The organism is Shinella zoogloeoides (assembly GCF_030733845.1).
Classification (GTDB): Bacteria; Pseudomonadota; Alphaproteobacteria; order Rhizobiales; family Rhizobiaceae; genus Shinella; species Shinella zoogloeoides_C.
Genome location: NZ_CP132311.1, coordinates 3,036,501 through 3,051,506, shown reverse-complemented (window position 1 = coordinate 3,051,506; position 15,006 = coordinate 3,036,501). Strand labels below are relative to the sequence as shown.

Below are 15,006 nucleotides of genomic sequence, written 5' to 3'. Positions count from 1 at the left end.
CCATGCTCCTCGCAAGGCATATCCCGCCGCTCCAGCCTCTCTCCGGCGCGCAGACCTCCTCTCGGGAAGGTATCACAAACCGGATTTTGATATCACAGTGAAATATCACTGCAATAAAAATTAGTCAACTCGCCCGTGCCCGCCGCTTGTGGCGAGGGCCCGACATGTGTTGCAACTCGGTGCCGGCGCGGTTGCCGACACCACGTTCCATCGGAAAAGGTTCAGGCCTCGTAGGTCACTCGGCCGCCGCAGATCGTCATCTTCGGACGCACGTTACGGATGTGCTGCGGCTCGACGGCCTCGATATCGCCCTCAAGGATCACGAGGTCGGCGAAGTAGCCCGGTTTCAGCATGCCCTTGCGGTCTTCGGCGAACTCCGCATAGGCGCTGCCGATCGTATAGGCGGCGATGGCGTCGTGCAGGCTGACCGAGTGATCCGGGTCGCCTTCTTCCCACGGCGCGCGGGTCAGCGCGGCCTGGATGCCGGAGAGCGGGTCGATCGGCGAGACCGGCCAGTCGGAGGAGAAAGCGAGCGCGGCGCCCGTCTCCTTGATGCGCCGCCAGGCATAGGCGAGATAGCGGCGCTTCTCACCGATGCGCGAGAGCGTCGGCTCGAGCGGGAAGCACATGCCGCCCGGTGGATGCGGCGGCTGCATGGAGGCGATGACGCCGAGTTCGGCGAAGCGTGGCATGTCCTCTTCGGTGATCAACTCGACATGCTCGACGCGGTGGCGGCTGTCGCGCACGCCATTGGCCTTCTGCGCTGCCTCGTAGCCGTTCAGCACGCGCCGCACGGCGCCGTCGCCGATGGCATGCACGGCGATCTGGAGCCCGCGGCGGTCGATCTCGGTGGCGAGTTCGGCGAATTCCTCATTGCTGAAATAGGGTTCGCCATGCCAGTCCGGGCGGTCGGCATAGGGCTCGACGAGGAAGGCGGTGCCGGATTCCAGCACGCCGTCCATGAAGACCTTGACCATGCCGGAGGAAACCCATTCGCTGTTATAGCGCCGGTCCATTTCGCTCGCCTTTTCGAGGTCGGCGAGTGTCATCGGCTTCTTGAAATGGTAGGGGACCTGGCCGCGCACGGTGATCGTATCGTCCTCCTCCAGCGCCGCCATGAGCTGGAGCTGGTAGAAATTGCCGTCCATGTTGTGAAACGAGGTGATGCCGTGTTTTGCGGCATGGGCAAGGCCGCGGCGCATGATCGCCTTGTCGGCCTCCCATTCGGCTGCGGTCGGCGCCGGGTCGGGCTCGCCGCCGGTCTCTATGCCGAGATGAGTGCGGTTCGGCCCGCCGAGATGGAAGACCGGCGACATGGCCTCGCTTTCCCTGAGCTCTCCGGTCGCCAGGCCGTCCGGCCCCATGACCACCTCATTGCCGGGATTGACGGCCTTGCCGTGCAGGATGCCGGCCATCTCAAGCGCCTTGGTGTTGGCCCAGGACGTGTGATGGTCGGCGCCGACGAGCACGACGGGCCGGTCGGCCACGATGCGGTCGATATGGTGGCGCGTCAGCGGCTCGTCTTCGGAGATCATCGTGTAGCCGGCGCCATGGCCGGTCAGCAGCGCATCGTCGGGGTGGGCGGCGGCATGGGCGGAAAGCCTTGCCTTCAGCGCCTCGAAACCCTCGATGCCGGCAAGCTGGAGGTGGCCCAGCTCCTCGGCGCCGCCGAACATGTGGATATGGCTTTCGATGAAGCCGGGCAGGACGGAAGCGCCGCCTGCGTCCACCACCTGCGTTTGCGGGCCCTGGAGCGCGCGGACATCGCCTTCGGTGCCTACGGCGAGGATCCGGCCACCGGCCAGCGCAATGGCCTCGGCGCGCGGATTGGCCTCATCCATGGTCAGGATGCGCGCATTGACGACAATCAGATCAGCGGGCACGGGCATACAGGTCTCCTCCTCTTGCTCCCGGACGTCGATCGATCATTCAGCGATCGGTCATGTCCTTTGGCGCGGGCCGCAAAACGAAGGAATACGCCAAAGGGATAGGTGCCGTCAGGTGACGGCGACGGTGATGTCTTCCAATCCGTCGATATGGGCCTGCATCACGGCGCCCTTTTCGACCGCGCCGACGCCGGCGGGCGTGCCGGCGAAGATGAGGTCGCCCGGGGCGAGCATGAAGAGGCGGGAGAGATAGGCGATCATCTCCGGCACCTTCCAGATCATCTGGTTGAGATCGCCGTCCTGCCGGACCGTGCCGTTGACGGAAAGCCGGATCGCGCCTGCCGCCGGATGGCCGACCGTGCCGGCGGGATGGATCGGACCGCAGGGCGCGGAGTGCTCGAACGCCTTGGCGACTTCCCACGGCCGGCCGTGTTTCTTGGCTTCCGCCTGGAGGTCTCGGCGCGTCATGTCGAGGCCGAGGGCATAGCCGTAGACGCAATCGAGCGCCTTTTCGACCGGGATGTCGCTGCCGCCGCTCTTCAGCGCCACGACGAGCTCGACCTCGTGATGCACGTCCTTGCTCGCCGCCGGATAGGGAAAGCCGCGCTCGGGCGATACGAGCGTGTCCGGGTTCTTCTGGAAGAAGAAGGGCGGCTCCTTGTCCGGGTCGTGGCCCATTTCGATGGCATGGTCCGCGAAGTTGCGGCCGACGCAATAGATGCGGTGCACCGGAAACAGCGCGGCCGTGCCCACGATCGGCAGGGTGGGAACCGGGGCGGGGGCGAAGATATAGTCTCGGCCGGAGGCGGCGTTTTCGGATGTCATGGCAGGATGCACTTTCGACAGGCTTGATATGCCGGCGGAAGCTAGCATGCCGATCGGCCACAATCGATCCGTTCTTCTTGCCCTATACTGTGTTTCGATTGCGCGACCCCGAAAAATCGCGGATAGAGGCAGGAAGACGAACGGTGCCGCTCACAAACATGACCATCCCCGACAATAGCAAGGATACGTCGCCGCGCGAGCGCCGACGCTCTCTGGCCATCGGCCTCCTCAAGGCCCGCGAAGCGGTGATGAGCCATTTCCGGCCGATCCTTGCCGATCATGACCTGACGGAGCAGCAATGGCGGGTGCTGCGCGTGCTGGCGGAATCCGGCATGCTCGATGCGTCCGAGGTCGCGGAGAAGGCCTTCATCCTCGCGCCGAGCCTGACGCGCATGCTGCGCTCGCTGGAGGAGCGCGGCTTCATTTCCAAGCACAAGGACGAGGCCGACGGCCGCCGCGTGCTGCTGCGGCTCGCACCGGCCGGACAGGCGGTGATCGACGAGGTGATGCCGGATTCCCGCCGCGTCTATGCGCAGATCGACGCCCGCTTCGGCGCGCAGCGCGTGGAACAGCTTCTCGACATGCTGGAAGACCTCGCCACCCTGAAGCTCGAAGGCAAGCCGGGCGGCGAGGAGTAAGTCTCAGTAGACCTTGGCGCCCGACGGCGCCTTTGCCGGTTCGGCGGCCTTGAAATCCGCCAGAAGCTTCGTCGTGGCATTGACGAGCAGCGTCACGTCGTTGCCGATGGCGACGAAGGTGGCGCCCAGTTCCAAGTAACGTTTCGCAAGGCCGAGGTCGCCGATGAGGATGCCCGCCGCCTTGCCATGCGATTGGATCTTTGCCAGCGCCTTTTCCACTTCCGCCTGCACTTCCGGCGCGCCGGGCCTGCCGAGGAAACCCATGTCGGCGGCAAGGTCGGCCGGGCCGATGAAGACGCCGTCGACGCCCTCCGTGCCGGCGATATCGTCGAGTGCTTCGAGGCCGGCACGGCTTTCCACCTGCAGCAGCAGGCAGATCTCGTCATTGGCGGTCTGGAGATAATCCACCGTGCGATTGAACGCCGAGGCCCGCGCCAGCGCCGCGCCGACGCCGCGCACGCCATGGGGCGGGTAGCGCACGGCCCTGACCATCGCCTCCGCCGTCGCCTTGCTGTCGACCATGGGGATCAGCAGCGTCTGCGCGCCGATATCGAGCAGCTGCTTGACGATCCAGGTCTCACCGATCGGCGGGCGGATGACGGCATGGCTCTGCGAGCCCTTCATCGCCTGGAGCTGGGAGACGAGCAGCGGCACGTCGTTCGGCGCGTGCTCCGCGTCGAGCAGCAGCCAGTCGTAGCCTGCCTCGGCGCAGATTTCGACCGTGTAGGGATTGGCGAGCGCTTGCCAGAGGCCGATCTGCGCGCGGCCCTCCTTCAGCGCCTGCTTGAAGCGGTTTTTCGGGGCGGGCATGGGAACTCCTATGCGAAGAACAGGCTGACGGTGCCGTAGGGGCCGAAATCGCCGATGATGGTATCGCCATGGCGGGCTTCCACCGGCCGGATGAAGGAACCGGCGAGCACGATCTGGCCCGCCTCGATGCCGTCGCCATATTGCGAAAGACGGTTGGCGAGCCAGGCGACGCCGCGCGCCGGCTGGTTGAGCACGCCGGCCCCGAGGCCGGTTTCCTCCACCTCCGCGTTGCGGCTGACGATGGCGCCCATCCAGCGCATGTCGATCTGATCGGGGCGCACGGCGCGTCCGCCCGTGACGATGCCGGCATTGGCGGCATTGTCGGAGATCGTGTCGAAAATGGTACGCGCCTTCTTCGTCGCGGGATCGACGCGCAGGATGCGGGTGTCGAGGATTTCAAGGGCGGGGGTGACGTAGTCGGTAGCGTTCAGCACGTCGAACACGGTGATGCCGGGGCCTTTCAGCGGCGCCTTCATGACGAAGGCGATTTCCGCCTCGACGCGCGGCTGGATGAAGCGGTCCGCCGGCACCGTCGCGCCGTCCTCGAAGACCATGTCATCGAAGAGCACGCCGGAATCGGGGATGTCGATGTTCAGCGCATATTGCATCGCCTTGGAGGTGAGGCCGATCTTCCAGCCGATCACGCGGCGCCCATCGGCGATCTTCTTCCGCACCCAGGCGCTCTGGATCGCATAGGCGTCGTCCATGGTGATCTCGGGGTGTTTCAGCGAGAGGAGGCCGGTCTGGACGCGGCTGCGCTCGGCCTCATCGAGGCTTGTCGCGGCAGCGCGGATATCGTTGTGTGTCAGCATGGTCAGAAAACCTCGTCGGCGATGGTGTTGCGCAGCATGCCGATGCCTTCGGCCTCGACTTCCACCACGTCGCCCGGCTTCAGCCAGATCGGCGGGTCGAAGCGTGCGCCGGCCCCGGTCGGCGTGCCGCAGACGATGACGTCGCCGGGCACGAGCGTCGTGAAGGTGGAGATGTAGTTGATGATCTTGCGGAAGGAGAAGATCATGCGGCCGGTGCGGTCGCTCTGGCGCACCTCGCCGTTGACGCGGGTCTCGAGCTTCACGTCGGCAAGCTGGCTTTCGTCCGTATAGGGCACCAGCCAGGGCCCGATGGCGCCGGTCGCGTCGAAGTTCTTGCCCTGCGTGACGTTGAACTTGGCGTGCCGCACCCAGTCGCGGATCGTGCCCTCGTTGCAGAGGGTGAGCGCGGCGATGTGGTCGAGCGCATCTTTCTCGGCAATGCGCCGCCCGCCCTTGCCGATGACGATGGCGATCTCGCCTTCATAATCGAGCTGCGGGCTTTCCGGCGGGCGGATCAGAGGCCGGCCGTGGCCGGTGAAGGAGCGCGGGAAGCGAATGAACAGCGAGGGGTTGGGCGGGGCGGCCTGGCCGTCCTTGTATTCCTCGTTGCGGTCGGGAAAGTTGACGCCGACGCAGATGATCTTTTCCGGCGCGGGGATCGGAATTTCGTAGGTGATGTCGGCGAGAGGGTAGTCGGCCGGAAGCGCCGCCGCCTCTGCCGCCAGCGTTGCCAGAGCCCCCGCCTCGATCACCTCGCGCAGGCTCGGCCAGCGCTCGCCGTGTCGCGCCGAGAGATCGACCACGCCGTCGTCCTTGACGACGCCGTACTTCTTGACGCCCTGACGGGAAAAGCCGGCGAGGCGGGGCCGTTCGGTCATGGTGGTCTCTCCTATTTCAATACGCGGGCGATCTCGGTGATCACCTTGAAGGCGGTGTCGGCGTCGTCGCGGGTCATTTCGAACTGGCCCGCCTGGAAGCGGATGGCGATACGGCCCTCGACGCGGGTCTGGGTGAGGTAGATGCGGCCGTCGTCGTTGATGGCATTGACGAGGGCGATATTGTGCCGGTCGGCATCCTCGCCGCCCTTGTGGCGGAAGGAGAAGAGCGACAGGACCGGCGCGCTGACGATCTCGAAATCCGGCTCGGCGGCAAGCCGCGCCGCCAACTCTTCCGACCATGCGACATGGTTGCGGATCATCGTGCGCAGGCCTTCGAGGCCGTGGTAGCGCATCAGGAACCACAGTTTCAGCGCGCGGAAGCGGCGGCCGAGCGGGACGGTCCATTCCGAATAGTTGATGATGCCGTCATGGCCGTGGGTTTTGAGGTATTCCGGCTGGATGGCGAGGGTGCGCACTTGGTCCTCGGGGCTCCTGATGAACTGCACCGAGCAATCGAAATTCGCACCCAGCCATTTGTGCGGGTTGAAGACGATGGAATCGGCCGCCTCGATCCCGTCCCAGAGGGTGCGGAATTCCGGGCAGATCATCGCCGAGCCCGCCCATGCCGCATCCACATGCAGGTAAAGCCCATGCGCCTTCACGACCGCCGCGACATCGCGGATCGGGTCGCAGGCGCCGATGGAGGTGCCGCCGGTACAGGCGATGACGCCGGCCGGGATATGGCCGGCCGCAAGGTCGGCCTTGATCGCCGCGTCGAGCGCGTCCGGGTCCATGCCGTTGAGCTGTCCCTTGGTCGGGATGCGCACGAGGTTCGCCTCGCCGATGCCAGCGATCCAGATCGCGCGGTCGATGGAGGTGTGCACCTGTTTCGAGGCGTAGACGCGCACGGGTTTGTGCGCTGCCAGCCCCTCGCTGTTGCCCTTCCAGCCGAGCGCCTTTTCACGCATGACCAGCACGGCGGCGAGCGTCGCGGTGGAGGCGGAATCCTGGATGACGCCGGAAAAGCCGTCCGGCAGGCCGAGCGCCTGGCGCAGCCAATCGACGGTGCGGGTTTCCAGCTCCGTCGCCGCCGGCGAGGTCTGCCACAGCATGCACTGGGCGGCGACGGAGGTGACCAGGTAGTCGGCGATTACCGAGACCGGCGCGGCATTGGCCGGGAAATAGGCGAAGAAGCGCGGATGCTGCCAATGGGTAAGGCCATCGGGGATGATCCGCTCGAAATCGGCAAAGATCGTCTCCATCGCCTCGCCGGTTTCTGGGGCGGCCTCGGCGATCTGTTTGATGATGTCGCCCGGCTTCGTCTGCGCGCGCACCGGCCGCTCGCGCAAGCCCGCCCGATAGTCGGCGCCCCAGTCGGCCACGGTGCGCGACCACTGGCGGAATTCTTCGCTATCCATGTCTTACTCCCGTGATGACATTGCGTTTTTCGGCGTTTGGCCGCTGATTTGCAATGCCTCTCAAGGTGCGATGATCGGCTGAGCCTTGAGCTGCGATTCCGAGACCTCGGTACCGGCAAAGAGGCTGCCGTGCTCGAACCAGGATTTCGGCGCGGGTGCTCCCCAGAGCGTCTGGCGCTGCGGGTCCTTGAGGTCCCATTTGATGGGTTCGAGGTCCGGGTCCACCGTCTGGTAGTCCGAGCAGTATATCTCGATGCGGTGGCCGTCCGGATCGAGGATATAGAGGAAGAAGGCGTTGGAAATGCCGTGGCGGCCGGGGCCGCGCTCGATGTTGGAGACCCAGCCGGTCGTTGCCATCAGGTCGAGAAGGTCGATGATATTGAGCGGCGTCGGTACCCAGAAGGCGGTGTGGTGCAGCCGGGGGCCGCGGCCGTTGGTGAAGGCGATGTCGTGCACGCCGCCCTTGCGGTGCGTCCAGGCCGCCCAGAGCTTGCCGCTCTCCTCGTCCTCCGTGTACTCCGTCACGCGGAAACCGAGCTCGTTGTAGAAGGCGACGGAGGCATCGACGTCAGGCGAGAAGCAGTTGAAGTGGTCGATGCGCAGCGGCTTGACGCCGCGATAGAGCGCGTATTTCTGGTGGATCGGCGCCAAGCGGTCCATCCTGGTATAGAATTCCAGCGGAATGCCCATGGGATCGCGGGTGCGGAAGGTACGGCCCTGATAGGGGCGCTCCACCCAGTCCACCGGCAGGCCCTTGCCCTTGAAGAAATGCACGGCCTTTTCGAGGTCCTCGTCGTCGAACACCTTGAAGCCGAGGTCGCGGGCTTCCGGCTTGCCGGATTTCTTCAAGACGATGCAATGGTGGCCGCGCTCTTCCATGGCGCGCAGGTAGATCGTGTCGGCCGTCTCGTCCGTGACCTGCAGGCCGAGCGTATCGACATAGAAGGCGCGGGATTTCGCAAGGTCGGTGACGCCGAATTCGACATGGCTGAGGCGCACGATGTTGAAGGGCGGGTAGAGATTGGGCTGGGGTACGGGCATGGGTTCCTCCTCAAGCCCGCCCCGGCAGGCCGAGGTCGGGCGCAGTCTGTTTCCGGCGGATCAGCCGCCGAGTTTCGGGCCGGCGGCCTAGCCGCCGAGTTTCGGGATTGCGTGGGCGCTCGTGGCGAAGGCGATATTCTTCGTCTCCATGTAGAAGTCGAAGGACCAGTCGCCGCCGTCGCGGCCGATGCCGGAATTCTTGACGCCGCCAAAGGGCGTCGGCAGGTGGCGCACGTTTTCCGAGTTCACCCAGATCATGCCCGCGTCGAGACGGTCGGTGAAGCGGAAGGCGCGGGTGACGTCTGATGTCCAGAGGTAGCCGGTGAGGCCGTACTGGATGTCGTTGGCGAGCGACAGTGCCTCGGCCTCGTCCTTGAACGGAATGGCCGTCAGCACCGGCCCGAAGATTTCTTCCTGCGCGACGCGCATGGCGTTGGTCGCGCCGGTGAACAGCGTCGGCGAGACGTAGCAACCGCCGCCGGGGCCGGCGAATTTCTCGCCGCCCGCCGCGACCGTCGCGCCTTCCTTGCGGCCGATCTCGATATATTCGAGAACCTTCTTCTCATGCACCGGATGGATCAGCGGGCCGACGACGGTTTCCGGGTCAAGCGGATGGCCGACCTTTATGCGTTTCGCCTTTTCCGCGACGAGGGCGGTGAAACGGTCATAGATGCTGTCTTCCACCAGCAGGCGCGAGGAGGAGGTGCAGCGCTCGCCGTTCAGCGAATAGATCATGAAGACGGCGGCGTCGGCCGCGCGCTCCAGATCCGCATCGGCGAAGACGATAACGGGGTTCTTGCCGCCGAGCTCGAAATGGACGCGCTTCAGCGTGTCGGCACCCTGTTTCATGATCATCGAGCCGGTGCGGCTTTCGCCGACGAAGCCGATGGCCTTGATCAGGGGGTGCTCGGTCAGCGCCCTGCCGGCATCCTCGCCGAAGCCGTTGACGAGGTTCCACACGCCCTTCGGCAGGCCGGCCTCTTCGGCGATCTCGACCAGCAGGCGTGCCGTCAGCGGCGAGAACTCGGCCGGCTTGTGGACGATGGTGCAGCCGGCGGCGAGCGCCGGGGCGATCTTCCACGTCGAGAGCATGAAGGGCGTGTTCCAGGGTGTGATGATGCCGACCGGGCCGATCGGCGTGCGGGTCGTCATGTTGACCTGGGTCTCCGTGCGCAGCGTCTTGCCGTCGCGGGCCTGCGGCGCGCGATCGGCGAAGAAGCGGAAGTTTTCCGCCCCGCGTAGCGCGGCCTTGGCCATGAAGCGCAGCGACTGCCCCGTATCCATGCATTCGACGAAGGCGATCTCTTCCGCCCGCGCCACGATGGCGTCGGCGATCTTGTGCAGCAGCTTCTTGCGCGCGTCTCCGGGCATGGCGGCCCAATCGGCAAAGGCGGCTTTCGCGGCCTTGGCGGCGCGGTCGATATCGGCGGCCGCGCCCTTGGCGACGGTCGCCAGCGGCTTCAGGTCGACGGGGGAAATGGTCTCGAAGGTCGCACCGCCCTCGGCCGGCACGTCCTCGCCGGCGATGCGGTTCAGAACGCCGTTCTCCTTGAAGCGGGCAAGATAGGCCTCCGCCTTGGCGATGTTTTCCTGAAGTTTCGACATGATGTTTTCCTGGGAATTTCGGTTACTGGCCGCGCAGGCGGGGATGGATGGCGTTCTTCTTCCAGCTCAGCTCCGCGTCGATCTCGCGGATTTCGAGCGACAGCGCGAAGTGCGGCGTCTCGAAGAGGGGAGCGAGCAGCCGGCCGGCGGTCGCAAAGAGCGCATCGCCGGTGCGCTTCTTCTCCTGCGCGCTGCGGCCCTTGCCGATGCGCAGGTTCAGGTCGATGAAGGCATTTTCCGGCAGGCGGTCGGCGATGGCATAGTGATCGGCCCGGAGCGCCCGGACCCTCGGCGCGCCGAGTTCGAAGAGGCCGGTTTCGAGCAGCGTTTCCAGGAGCCCGGCGCAGAGCGCGTCGAGATCGGTGCGGCCTTCCAGATTGGCCGAATATTCCACTGTCAAGTGCGGCATTCTTCCTCCCGGCATGCAGCTTTTTATTTAACATGTTAAATAGAAAGACCATTGTCAAGAGGCTTTGCCGCGTCAGCCCCCGAAACTGCCCGTCTGGGTCGGCACATGCACGTAGTTGCGGTCGAAGTAGAGGAGTGCATGCCCATCGCGCCGGCAGCGGATATCCACGACTTCGCCGATGAGGATGTTGTGCGTGCCGACGAGGCGCGCCTCCGTCAGCTTGCAGTCGAAGGAGACGATGGCGTCGGCCAGCGCCTGGTTGCCGGAGGGCAGGTCGGTCCACTCGGCGTCGGCATAGCGTGCCTCCATATCCGCCTCGCGCCCCGCGAAGGAGGCGGCGAGCGTCTTGTGCTCCTGCGTCAGCACGTTCACGCAGAAGCGGCCGTTCTCGATGAAGAGCTCGGTCTGTGCCGAGCGGCTGTTCATGCAGACGAGCAGCGTCGGCGGCTCGTCCGTCACGGAGCACATGGCGGTGGCGGTGAAGCCGCCGCGGCCGGCTTCTCCCTTGGTGGTGATCACGTTGACGGGTGCGCAGACCCGCGCCATCGCGTTGCGGAACTCGGTTCGGGAAATCTCGGTTTCCATGGTGCGGCCCTCACTCGGCGGCGTCGCGCACGGCGGTATCGCCGAGCGGCGGCAGCCAGGTGTCGCCCGTCCAGCCGGTCTCGTCGTAGTCGGCCATGCACTGGTCGACGAGGGCTTCCATTTCCTTGAGCCGCCCGCCGCGCTCGGCGCCCTTCAGCACCTGCAGGCGAACCTCCTCCGGCGCGCCGGCATAGTTCAGCTCGTAGAGCGCGTGGCGGCCGCCGAATTCGGTGCCGGTCGCGTCCCACAGCAGCTTCATGATCTTGATGCGCTCGATATGGCCCATATCGTTCGAGCCGCGGACATATTGCGCGAGGTAGCGATCGATCTCCGGGTTGGCAAAGTCCTTCGCGGAAGAGGGCAGGTAGATGAGGCCCGAGGCGACCGTGCGGCGCACGATGTCGATGACCTTCGGATAGGCCTCGGACATGAAGGTGCGGTAGCAGAGCGCCGCTTCCAGGTTCGGCAGCACCGCACCGTTCGCCCAGGGAATCGGATTATAGGCCATGGCGTTGGAGAAGGACCAGAACTGGTGGCGGATGGCGATGACCTCGCCGAGCATCGTCTGGTTGCCGCGGAAGGCATCGCCTCCGGTGGCGCGCAGGGCTTTTGCCAGCAGGCCTGCGAGGAAATCCATCTTTACCGCAAGCCGCGTGCAGCCCTGGAAGCAATAGCCGTGCATGAAGCCGGAGGCGGGATGGAAGGAGAGGATTTTTGCCGCATCGCGCAGGACCAGCACGTCCTCCCAGGGGATGAAGACGTTGTCGAGCACGAGGATCGCGTCGTTCTCGTCGAAGCGCGAGGAGAGCGGATAGTCGAAGGGATGGGCGGCGGTCGCGGCCGTCTGCTCATAGGAGACGCGGCAGAACATTTTCACGCCCGGCGCATTCATCGGCACGATGAACATGACGGAGAGGGAAGGGTCCTCGGTGACGGTCGCCGAACTCTGGGCGAGGAAATTGTAGTGCGTCAGCGCCGAGGAGGTGGCGACGACCTTGGCGCCCGAGACGTAGATGCCGGCATCCGTCTCCTTGATGATGTGCACGAAGACGTCCTTCACCGCATCGGCCGGCTTGTGGCGGTCGATCGGCGGGTTGACGATGGCGTGGTTCATGAAGAGCACGCTTTCCTGCGCGCGCTTGTGCCAGGAAAGGGCGTTGTCCTTGAAGGGGCCGTACCAGTCGGCGTTCGCGCCGAGCGTGTTCATCAGCGCGGCCTTGTAGTCCGCCGTGCGGCCCATCCAGCCGTAGGACATGCGCGCCCAGTCGGCGATGGCGCCCTGCTGGGCGACGAGGTCGTCGGCGGAATGGGCGACGCGGAAATATTTGTGCGTGTAGCCGCCCGAGCCGGTGTCGGTCTGCGATGTAAGTCTTTCCTTACGTTTTGGGTCGTGCAGCGCGTCGTACATGCGGGCGATCGAGCGGGCCGAATTGCGCATCGAGGGATGGCTGGTGACATCGGCGATGCGTTCGCCATTGATATAGACCTCGCGCCCGTCCCTGAGGCTGGCGAGATATTCGGCGCCGGTGAACGGCCGTGTCTTGTCGTTGCGATGGTCTTCCGCGCGCATGGCTGTCTCCTCCAAAATCCTGACAAACGCTAAGTCGACACTGGGCGGAGCGCCATGGACAAAGAGGCCAATTCGCTGGTACTTTTTCCGGCATGAGCGCCCGCAACGATGTCCCCGCCTTCTTCGTCTACGGCGAGCCGAGCCGCGCGCTCGACGTCGGCTTCCTGCATGTCGAAACGGTGATGGAGCGCAGGAGCTTGCATTTCGGCCGCGTCGCACCGCACAAGCACCCGCTGATGGGGCAGATCACTTTTTGGTACAAGGGCGAAGGGCGCTACCGAATCGAGGATCGCACTTGGAATTTTTCCGCTCCGGCGATCAGCTTCGTGCCGAGCAACGTGGTGCATGGCTTCGATGTGGACGAGCAGGCGGATGCCATCGTCGTCTCGGTCTCGGACGACCTGCTGAGGGCGATGGCGCCGCAGGTGGATCTGGCGCTCGATGCGCCGATGCTGCTGTCCGGTGAGGCAGGTGTGCCCGGCTGGTCTAAGGTCGGTGCGCTGCTCGACATGGTCATGGAGGAATATCGCGACGGGGCGGCGGCGAGCGAGCGGGTGCTGGCGGGGTTGATTGGCGTGGTGCTGTCGCTGATGGCGCGGCTCGGCGGCAAGGTCGGCTTCGAAGGCGCTTCGCCTGCCGTGATGCTTGGGCTGGACCTGCGCCGTGCCATCGACCGCCATTACCGCGAGGATTGGCCGGTCGGGCGCTATGTCGAGACGCTGGCGACGACGCCGCATCTGCTCGACAAGGCGGCGCGCACCGTCTTCGGTCAGACGGTGAAGGACATGGTGCTGGAGCGCCGCCTGCTGGAGGCCAAGCGCCTGCTGCGCTTCACCATCCGTCCGGTGGAGGATATCGGCCGGGAGATCGGTTTCGAGGATCCGGCCTATTTTTCGCGCTTCTTCCGCAAGCGGATGGGCCTCTCCCCAACGGAGTGGCGCCGGCAGAACTCGGAAGCCGCCGGCGCCGGCTGATCAGGCGTCCTGCCACGCGACCGCAAGCTCCTCGCGGAAGGCGAAGCGCACGAGGTGGCGTATCACCACGTCCTTCAGTTGCTCCATGTCCTCTGCGGTCGGCGCGGTGAGGTCGATGTGAAGCGCATTCCCGTCCGCCTTCAGCCGGCACTCGCCGATCGAGAAGGAGATCTGCCCCCGCTGCTCGTCAAAGGTGACGGGGAGCTTGTGGGCGAAGTGCTTGCAGAGCTGCTGCAGGTAGCGGCTCGCCTGCTCGGTGGGGATGGCGGTCTTGCTGGTTTGGGCGGTCATCAGCTCTTCTCCACGGTCTTGGCGGCAAGGTCGAGAGCCGCGGCGATGGCCTCGGCTGCTTCTTCGCTGAGGTCGCCGCCGCGAAGGCGCAGCCGCATGGCGAGTTTCAGGTTTTCCATGGCGCGCACGACGGGGGCGGGCACGCCCTCGCGGCCGCCGCGATCCTTGCTACCGGCGCGGGCCATAAGGTCATCGATGGCGGCGCGGTTGGCGGCGAGGAAGGCCTTGCCTTCCCGCGTGATGCTGTAGCGCTTGCGCCCGCCCTCCACGGGTTCGATCACGGCGTAACCCATGTCGTCGAGCCAGGAGAGCGTGGGGTAGATGACGCCGGGGCTCGGGCTGTAGCTGCCGCCGAAGCGCTCCTCGATGATCTTGATCAGCTCGTAGCCGTGGCTCGGCGCATCGGCGATGATGGCAAGCAGCAGCAGGCGCAGTTCGCCATAATCGAAGAGGCGTCCGCCGTGACGGCCGCCCCGGCCATGGCCATGCCGGCCGCGGTGGAAGGGACCCGAACGGTCGTCGGGCGGTGAAAAGTGGCGGTGAGGGCCGCATCCCATTCTGTGTCTCATGGTGTCGATATAAAACTAGATATATCGAAATTCAAGATATATCGGGATTTATATCTTTAAAAAGTTTGCGGCAGCCGCTAACGTCGTATATCAGAAGATATAACGATGGAGATGGGCATGGTCCGGCTGAACGAAATCCGCACGAACGAGGTCGCGATCGCGCCGCCGGAAACGGTGCATGCCGGGCTCGTGTTCATCGGCCGGATATCGACGCCCTGGACCTCGCGCATGGAGACGCCGCGCCAGGGACGCCATGACGGGCCTGTCTGCATCATCGAAATTTTCGAGCCCTGGGGGGCGGCGCTGGCGGGCGTCGAGCGTTTCGAGCGACTGGAGGTGCTCTATTGGCTGCACCAGTCGCGCCGCGACCTTGTGCTGCAAAGCCCGGGCTCGAACGGCGAGGTGCATGGCACGTTCTCGCTGCGCTCGCCTGTCCGGCCCAACCCGATCGGCACCTCGATCGTTGCGCTGGAAAAGATCGAAGGCAATCGCCTCTTCGTGCGCGGTCTCGACTGCCTCGACGGTACGCCGCTGATCGACCTGAAGCCGGACCGCACGCTCTTCAAGCCGATCGCGCCGCCGCAGAAGGGCGACTTCGAGACCGGCCAGGTGCATATGTGCAAGAAGGTGGACGACTAGTCGTCCGCCGGGTTTCCGTCGCGGCGGTGGCGGCTTCCAGTCAATTCGTATTTGAA

The 15,006-nt window shown here is 65.2% G+C and carries 16 protein-coding genes; 3 read left to right on the top strand and 13 right to left on the bottom strand.

Features of this window, described 5'->3' with window-relative positions; translation table 11 throughout:
• Positions 1-221: 221 nt before the first annotated feature.
• Together Q9316_RS16000 and Q9316_RS15995 are read right to left on the bottom strand one after the other, a co-directional pair.
• Positions 222-1,889, bottom strand: a complete 1,668-nt coding sequence (locus tag Q9316_RS16000; protein WP_306032568.1) for an amidohydrolase — start codon at positions 1,887-1,889, stop codon at positions 222-224.
• A 108-nt stretch (positions 1,890-1,997) separates the two neighbouring features.
• A complete protein-coding gene (locus tag Q9316_RS15995) occupies positions 1,998-2,711 on the bottom strand; it encodes a fumarylacetoacetate hydrolase family protein (protein WP_306032567.1) in 714 nt (237 codons plus the stop codon).
• A 158-nt stretch (positions 2,712-2,869) separates the two neighbouring features.
• Between Q9316_RS15995 and hpaR the strand changes: the two genes are divergently transcribed.
• Positions 2,870-3,349, top strand: a complete 480-nt coding sequence (hpaR, locus tag Q9316_RS15990) for a homoprotocatechuate degradation operon regulator HpaR (protein ID WP_306035332.1) — start codon at positions 2,870-2,872, stop codon at positions 3,347-3,349.
• Positions 3,350-3,352: 3 nt separating this feature from the next.
• Here hpaR and hpaI read toward each other — a convergent pair whose 3' ends face one another.
• The 9 genes from hpaI to Q9316_RS15945 form a co-directional block, all read right to left on the bottom strand.
• On the bottom strand, positions 3,353-4,159 hold the full coding sequence (hpaI, locus tag Q9316_RS15985; RefSeq protein ID WP_306032566.1) for a 4-hydroxy-2-oxoheptanedioate aldolase: 807 nt from the start codon (positions 4,157-4,159) through the stop codon (positions 3,353-3,355).
• 8 nt (positions 4,160-4,167) lie between these two features.
• Positions 4,168-4,971 carry a 2-oxo-hept-4-ene-1,7-dioate hydratase gene (gene hpaH, locus Q9316_RS15980; protein ID WP_306032565.1) on the bottom strand — a complete coding sequence of 268 codons (804 nt, stop codon included), beginning with the start codon at positions 4,969-4,971 and terminating at the stop codon, positions 4,168-4,170.
• Positions 4,972-4,973: 2 nt separating this feature from the next.
• Positions 4,974-5,849: a fumarylacetoacetate hydrolase family protein gene (locus Q9316_RS15975; RefSeq protein ID WP_306032564.1), complete on the bottom strand. Its 876-nt coding sequence runs from the start codon at positions 5,847-5,849 to the stop codon at positions 4,974-4,976.
• Positions 5,850-5,860: 11 nt separating this feature from the next.
• Positions 5,861-7,267, bottom strand: coding sequence for a pyridoxal phosphate-dependent decarboxylase family protein (locus Q9316_RS15970; RefSeq protein WP_306032563.1), 1,407 nt, complete (start codon positions 7,265-7,267; stop codon positions 5,861-5,863).
• Between the two features lie 60 nt (positions 7,268-7,327).
• Positions 7,328-8,308 carry a 3,4-dihydroxyphenylacetate 2,3-dioxygenase gene (gene hpaD, locus Q9316_RS15965; protein WP_306032562.1) on the bottom strand — a complete coding sequence of 327 codons (981 nt, stop codon included), beginning with the start codon at positions 8,306-8,308 and terminating at the stop codon, positions 7,328-7,330.
• Between the two features lie 87 nt (positions 8,309-8,395).
• Positions 8,396-9,913: a 5-carboxymethyl-2-hydroxymuconate semialdehyde dehydrogenase gene (hpaE, locus tag Q9316_RS15960; RefSeq protein ID WP_306032561.1), complete on the bottom strand. Its 1,518-nt coding sequence runs from the start codon at positions 9,911-9,913 to the stop codon at positions 8,396-8,398.
• Positions 9,914-9,935: 22 nt separating this feature from the next.
• A complete protein-coding gene (locus Q9316_RS15955) occupies positions 9,936-10,322 on the bottom strand; it encodes a 5-carboxymethyl-2-hydroxymuconate Delta-isomerase (RefSeq protein WP_306032560.1) in 387 nt (128 codons plus the stop codon).
• Between the two features lie 72 nt (positions 10,323-10,394).
• Positions 10,395-10,907, bottom strand: a complete 513-nt coding sequence (locus tag Q9316_RS15950) for a flavin reductase (RefSeq protein WP_306032559.1) — start codon at positions 10,905-10,907, stop codon at positions 10,395-10,397.
• 10 nt (positions 10,908-10,917) lie between these two features.
• Positions 10,918-12,477: a 4-hydroxyphenylacetate 3-hydroxylase N-terminal domain-containing protein gene (locus Q9316_RS15945; protein ID WP_306032558.1), complete on the bottom strand. Its 1,560-nt coding sequence runs from the start codon at positions 12,475-12,477 to the stop codon at positions 10,918-10,920.
• A gap of 92 nt (positions 12,478-12,569) precedes the next feature.
• Here Q9316_RS15945 and Q9316_RS15940 point away from each other — a divergent pair, with 92 nt between their 5' ends.
• Positions 12,570-13,451 carry a helix-turn-helix domain-containing protein gene (locus tag Q9316_RS15940; protein WP_306032557.1) on the top strand — a complete coding sequence of 294 codons (882 nt, stop codon included), beginning with the start codon at positions 12,570-12,572 and terminating at the stop codon, positions 13,449-13,451.
• Here Q9316_RS15940 and Q9316_RS15935 read toward each other — a convergent pair whose 3' ends face one another.
• Positions 13,452-13,742: a DUF2218 domain-containing protein gene (locus tag Q9316_RS15935; protein ID WP_306032556.1), complete on the bottom strand. Its 291-nt coding sequence runs from the start codon at positions 13,740-13,742 to the stop codon at positions 13,452-13,454.
• On the bottom strand, positions 13,742-14,299 hold the full coding sequence (locus Q9316_RS15930) for a PadR family transcriptional regulator (RefSeq protein ID WP_306032555.1): 558 nt from the start codon (positions 14,297-14,299) through the stop codon (positions 13,742-13,744). Before Q9316_RS15930 ends, Q9316_RS15935 begins: the two co-directional genes overlap by 1 nt.
• Positions 14,300-14,428: 129 nt before the next feature.
• On the opposite strand from Q9316_RS15930, the gene tsaA reads away from it, so the two are divergent.
• The gene (gene tsaA / locus Q9316_RS15925; RefSeq protein ID WP_306032554.1) at positions 14,429-14,950 is read left to right on the top strand and encodes a tRNA (N6-threonylcarbamoyladenosine(37)-N6)-methyltransferase TrmO; all 522 of its coding nucleotides are present in this window, start codon (positions 14,429-14,431) and stop codon (positions 14,948-14,950) included.
• The last annotated feature ends 56 nt before the right edge of the window (positions 14,951-15,006 follow it).

Bases quoted from the DNA above. Each gene is read 5' to 3' on its own strand.
- Q9316_RS16000 (WP_306032568.1), bottom strand. From the start codon at position 1,889: ATGCCCGTGCCCGCTGATCTGATTGTCGTCAATGCGCGCATCCTGACC.
- Q9316_RS15995 (WP_306032567.1), bottom strand. From the start codon at position 2,711: ATGACATCCGAAAACGCCGCCTCCGGCCGAGACTATATCTTCGCCCCC.
- hpaR (WP_306035332.1), top strand. From the start codon at position 2,870: ATGACCATCCCCGACAATAGCAAGGATACGTCGCCGCGCGAGCGCCGA.
- hpaI (WP_306032566.1), bottom strand. From the start codon at position 4,159: ATGCCCGCCCCGAAAAACCGCTTCAAGCAGGCGCTGAAGGAGGGCCGC.
- hpaH (WP_306032565.1), bottom strand. From the start codon at position 4,971: ATGCTGACACACAACGATATCCGCGCTGCCGCGACAAGCCTCGATGAG.
- Q9316_RS15975 (WP_306032564.1), bottom strand. From the start codon at position 5,849: ATGACCGAACGGCCCCGCCTCGCCGGCTTTTCCCGTCAGGGCGTCAAG.
- Q9316_RS15970 (WP_306032563.1), bottom strand. From the start codon at position 7,267: ATGGATAGCGAAGAATTCCGCCAGTGGTCGCGCACCGTGGCCGACTGG.
- hpaD (WP_306032562.1), bottom strand. From the start codon at position 8,308: ATGCCCGTACCCCAGCCCAATCTCTACCCGCCCTTCAACATCGTGCGC.
- hpaE (WP_306032561.1), bottom strand. From the start codon at position 9,913: ATGTCGAAACTTCAGGAAAACATCGCCAAGGCGGAGGCCTATCTTGCC.
- Q9316_RS15955 (WP_306032560.1), bottom strand. From the start codon at position 10,322: ATGCCGCACTTGACAGTGGAATATTCGGCCAATCTGGAAGGCCGCACC.
- Q9316_RS15950 (WP_306032559.1), bottom strand. From the start codon at position 10,907: ATGGAAACCGAGATTTCCCGAACCGAGTTCCGCAACGCGATGGCGCGG.
- Q9316_RS15945 (WP_306032558.1), bottom strand. From the start codon at position 12,477: ATGCGCGCGGAAGACCATCGCAACGACAAGACACGGCCGTTCACCGGC.
- Q9316_RS15940 (WP_306032557.1), top strand. From the start codon at position 12,570: ATGAGCGCCCGCAACGATGTCCCCGCCTTCTTCGTCTACGGCGAGCCG.
- Q9316_RS15935 (WP_306032556.1), bottom strand. From the start codon at position 13,742: ATGACCGCCCAAACCAGCAAGACCGCCATCCCCACCGAGCAGGCGAGC.
- Q9316_RS15930 (WP_306032555.1), bottom strand. From the start codon at position 14,299: ATGGGATGCGGCCCTCACCGCCACTTTTCACCGCCCGACGACCGTTCG.
- tsaA (WP_306032554.1), top strand. From the start codon at position 14,429: ATGGTCCGGCTGAACGAAATCCGCACGAACGAGGTCGCGATCGCGCCG.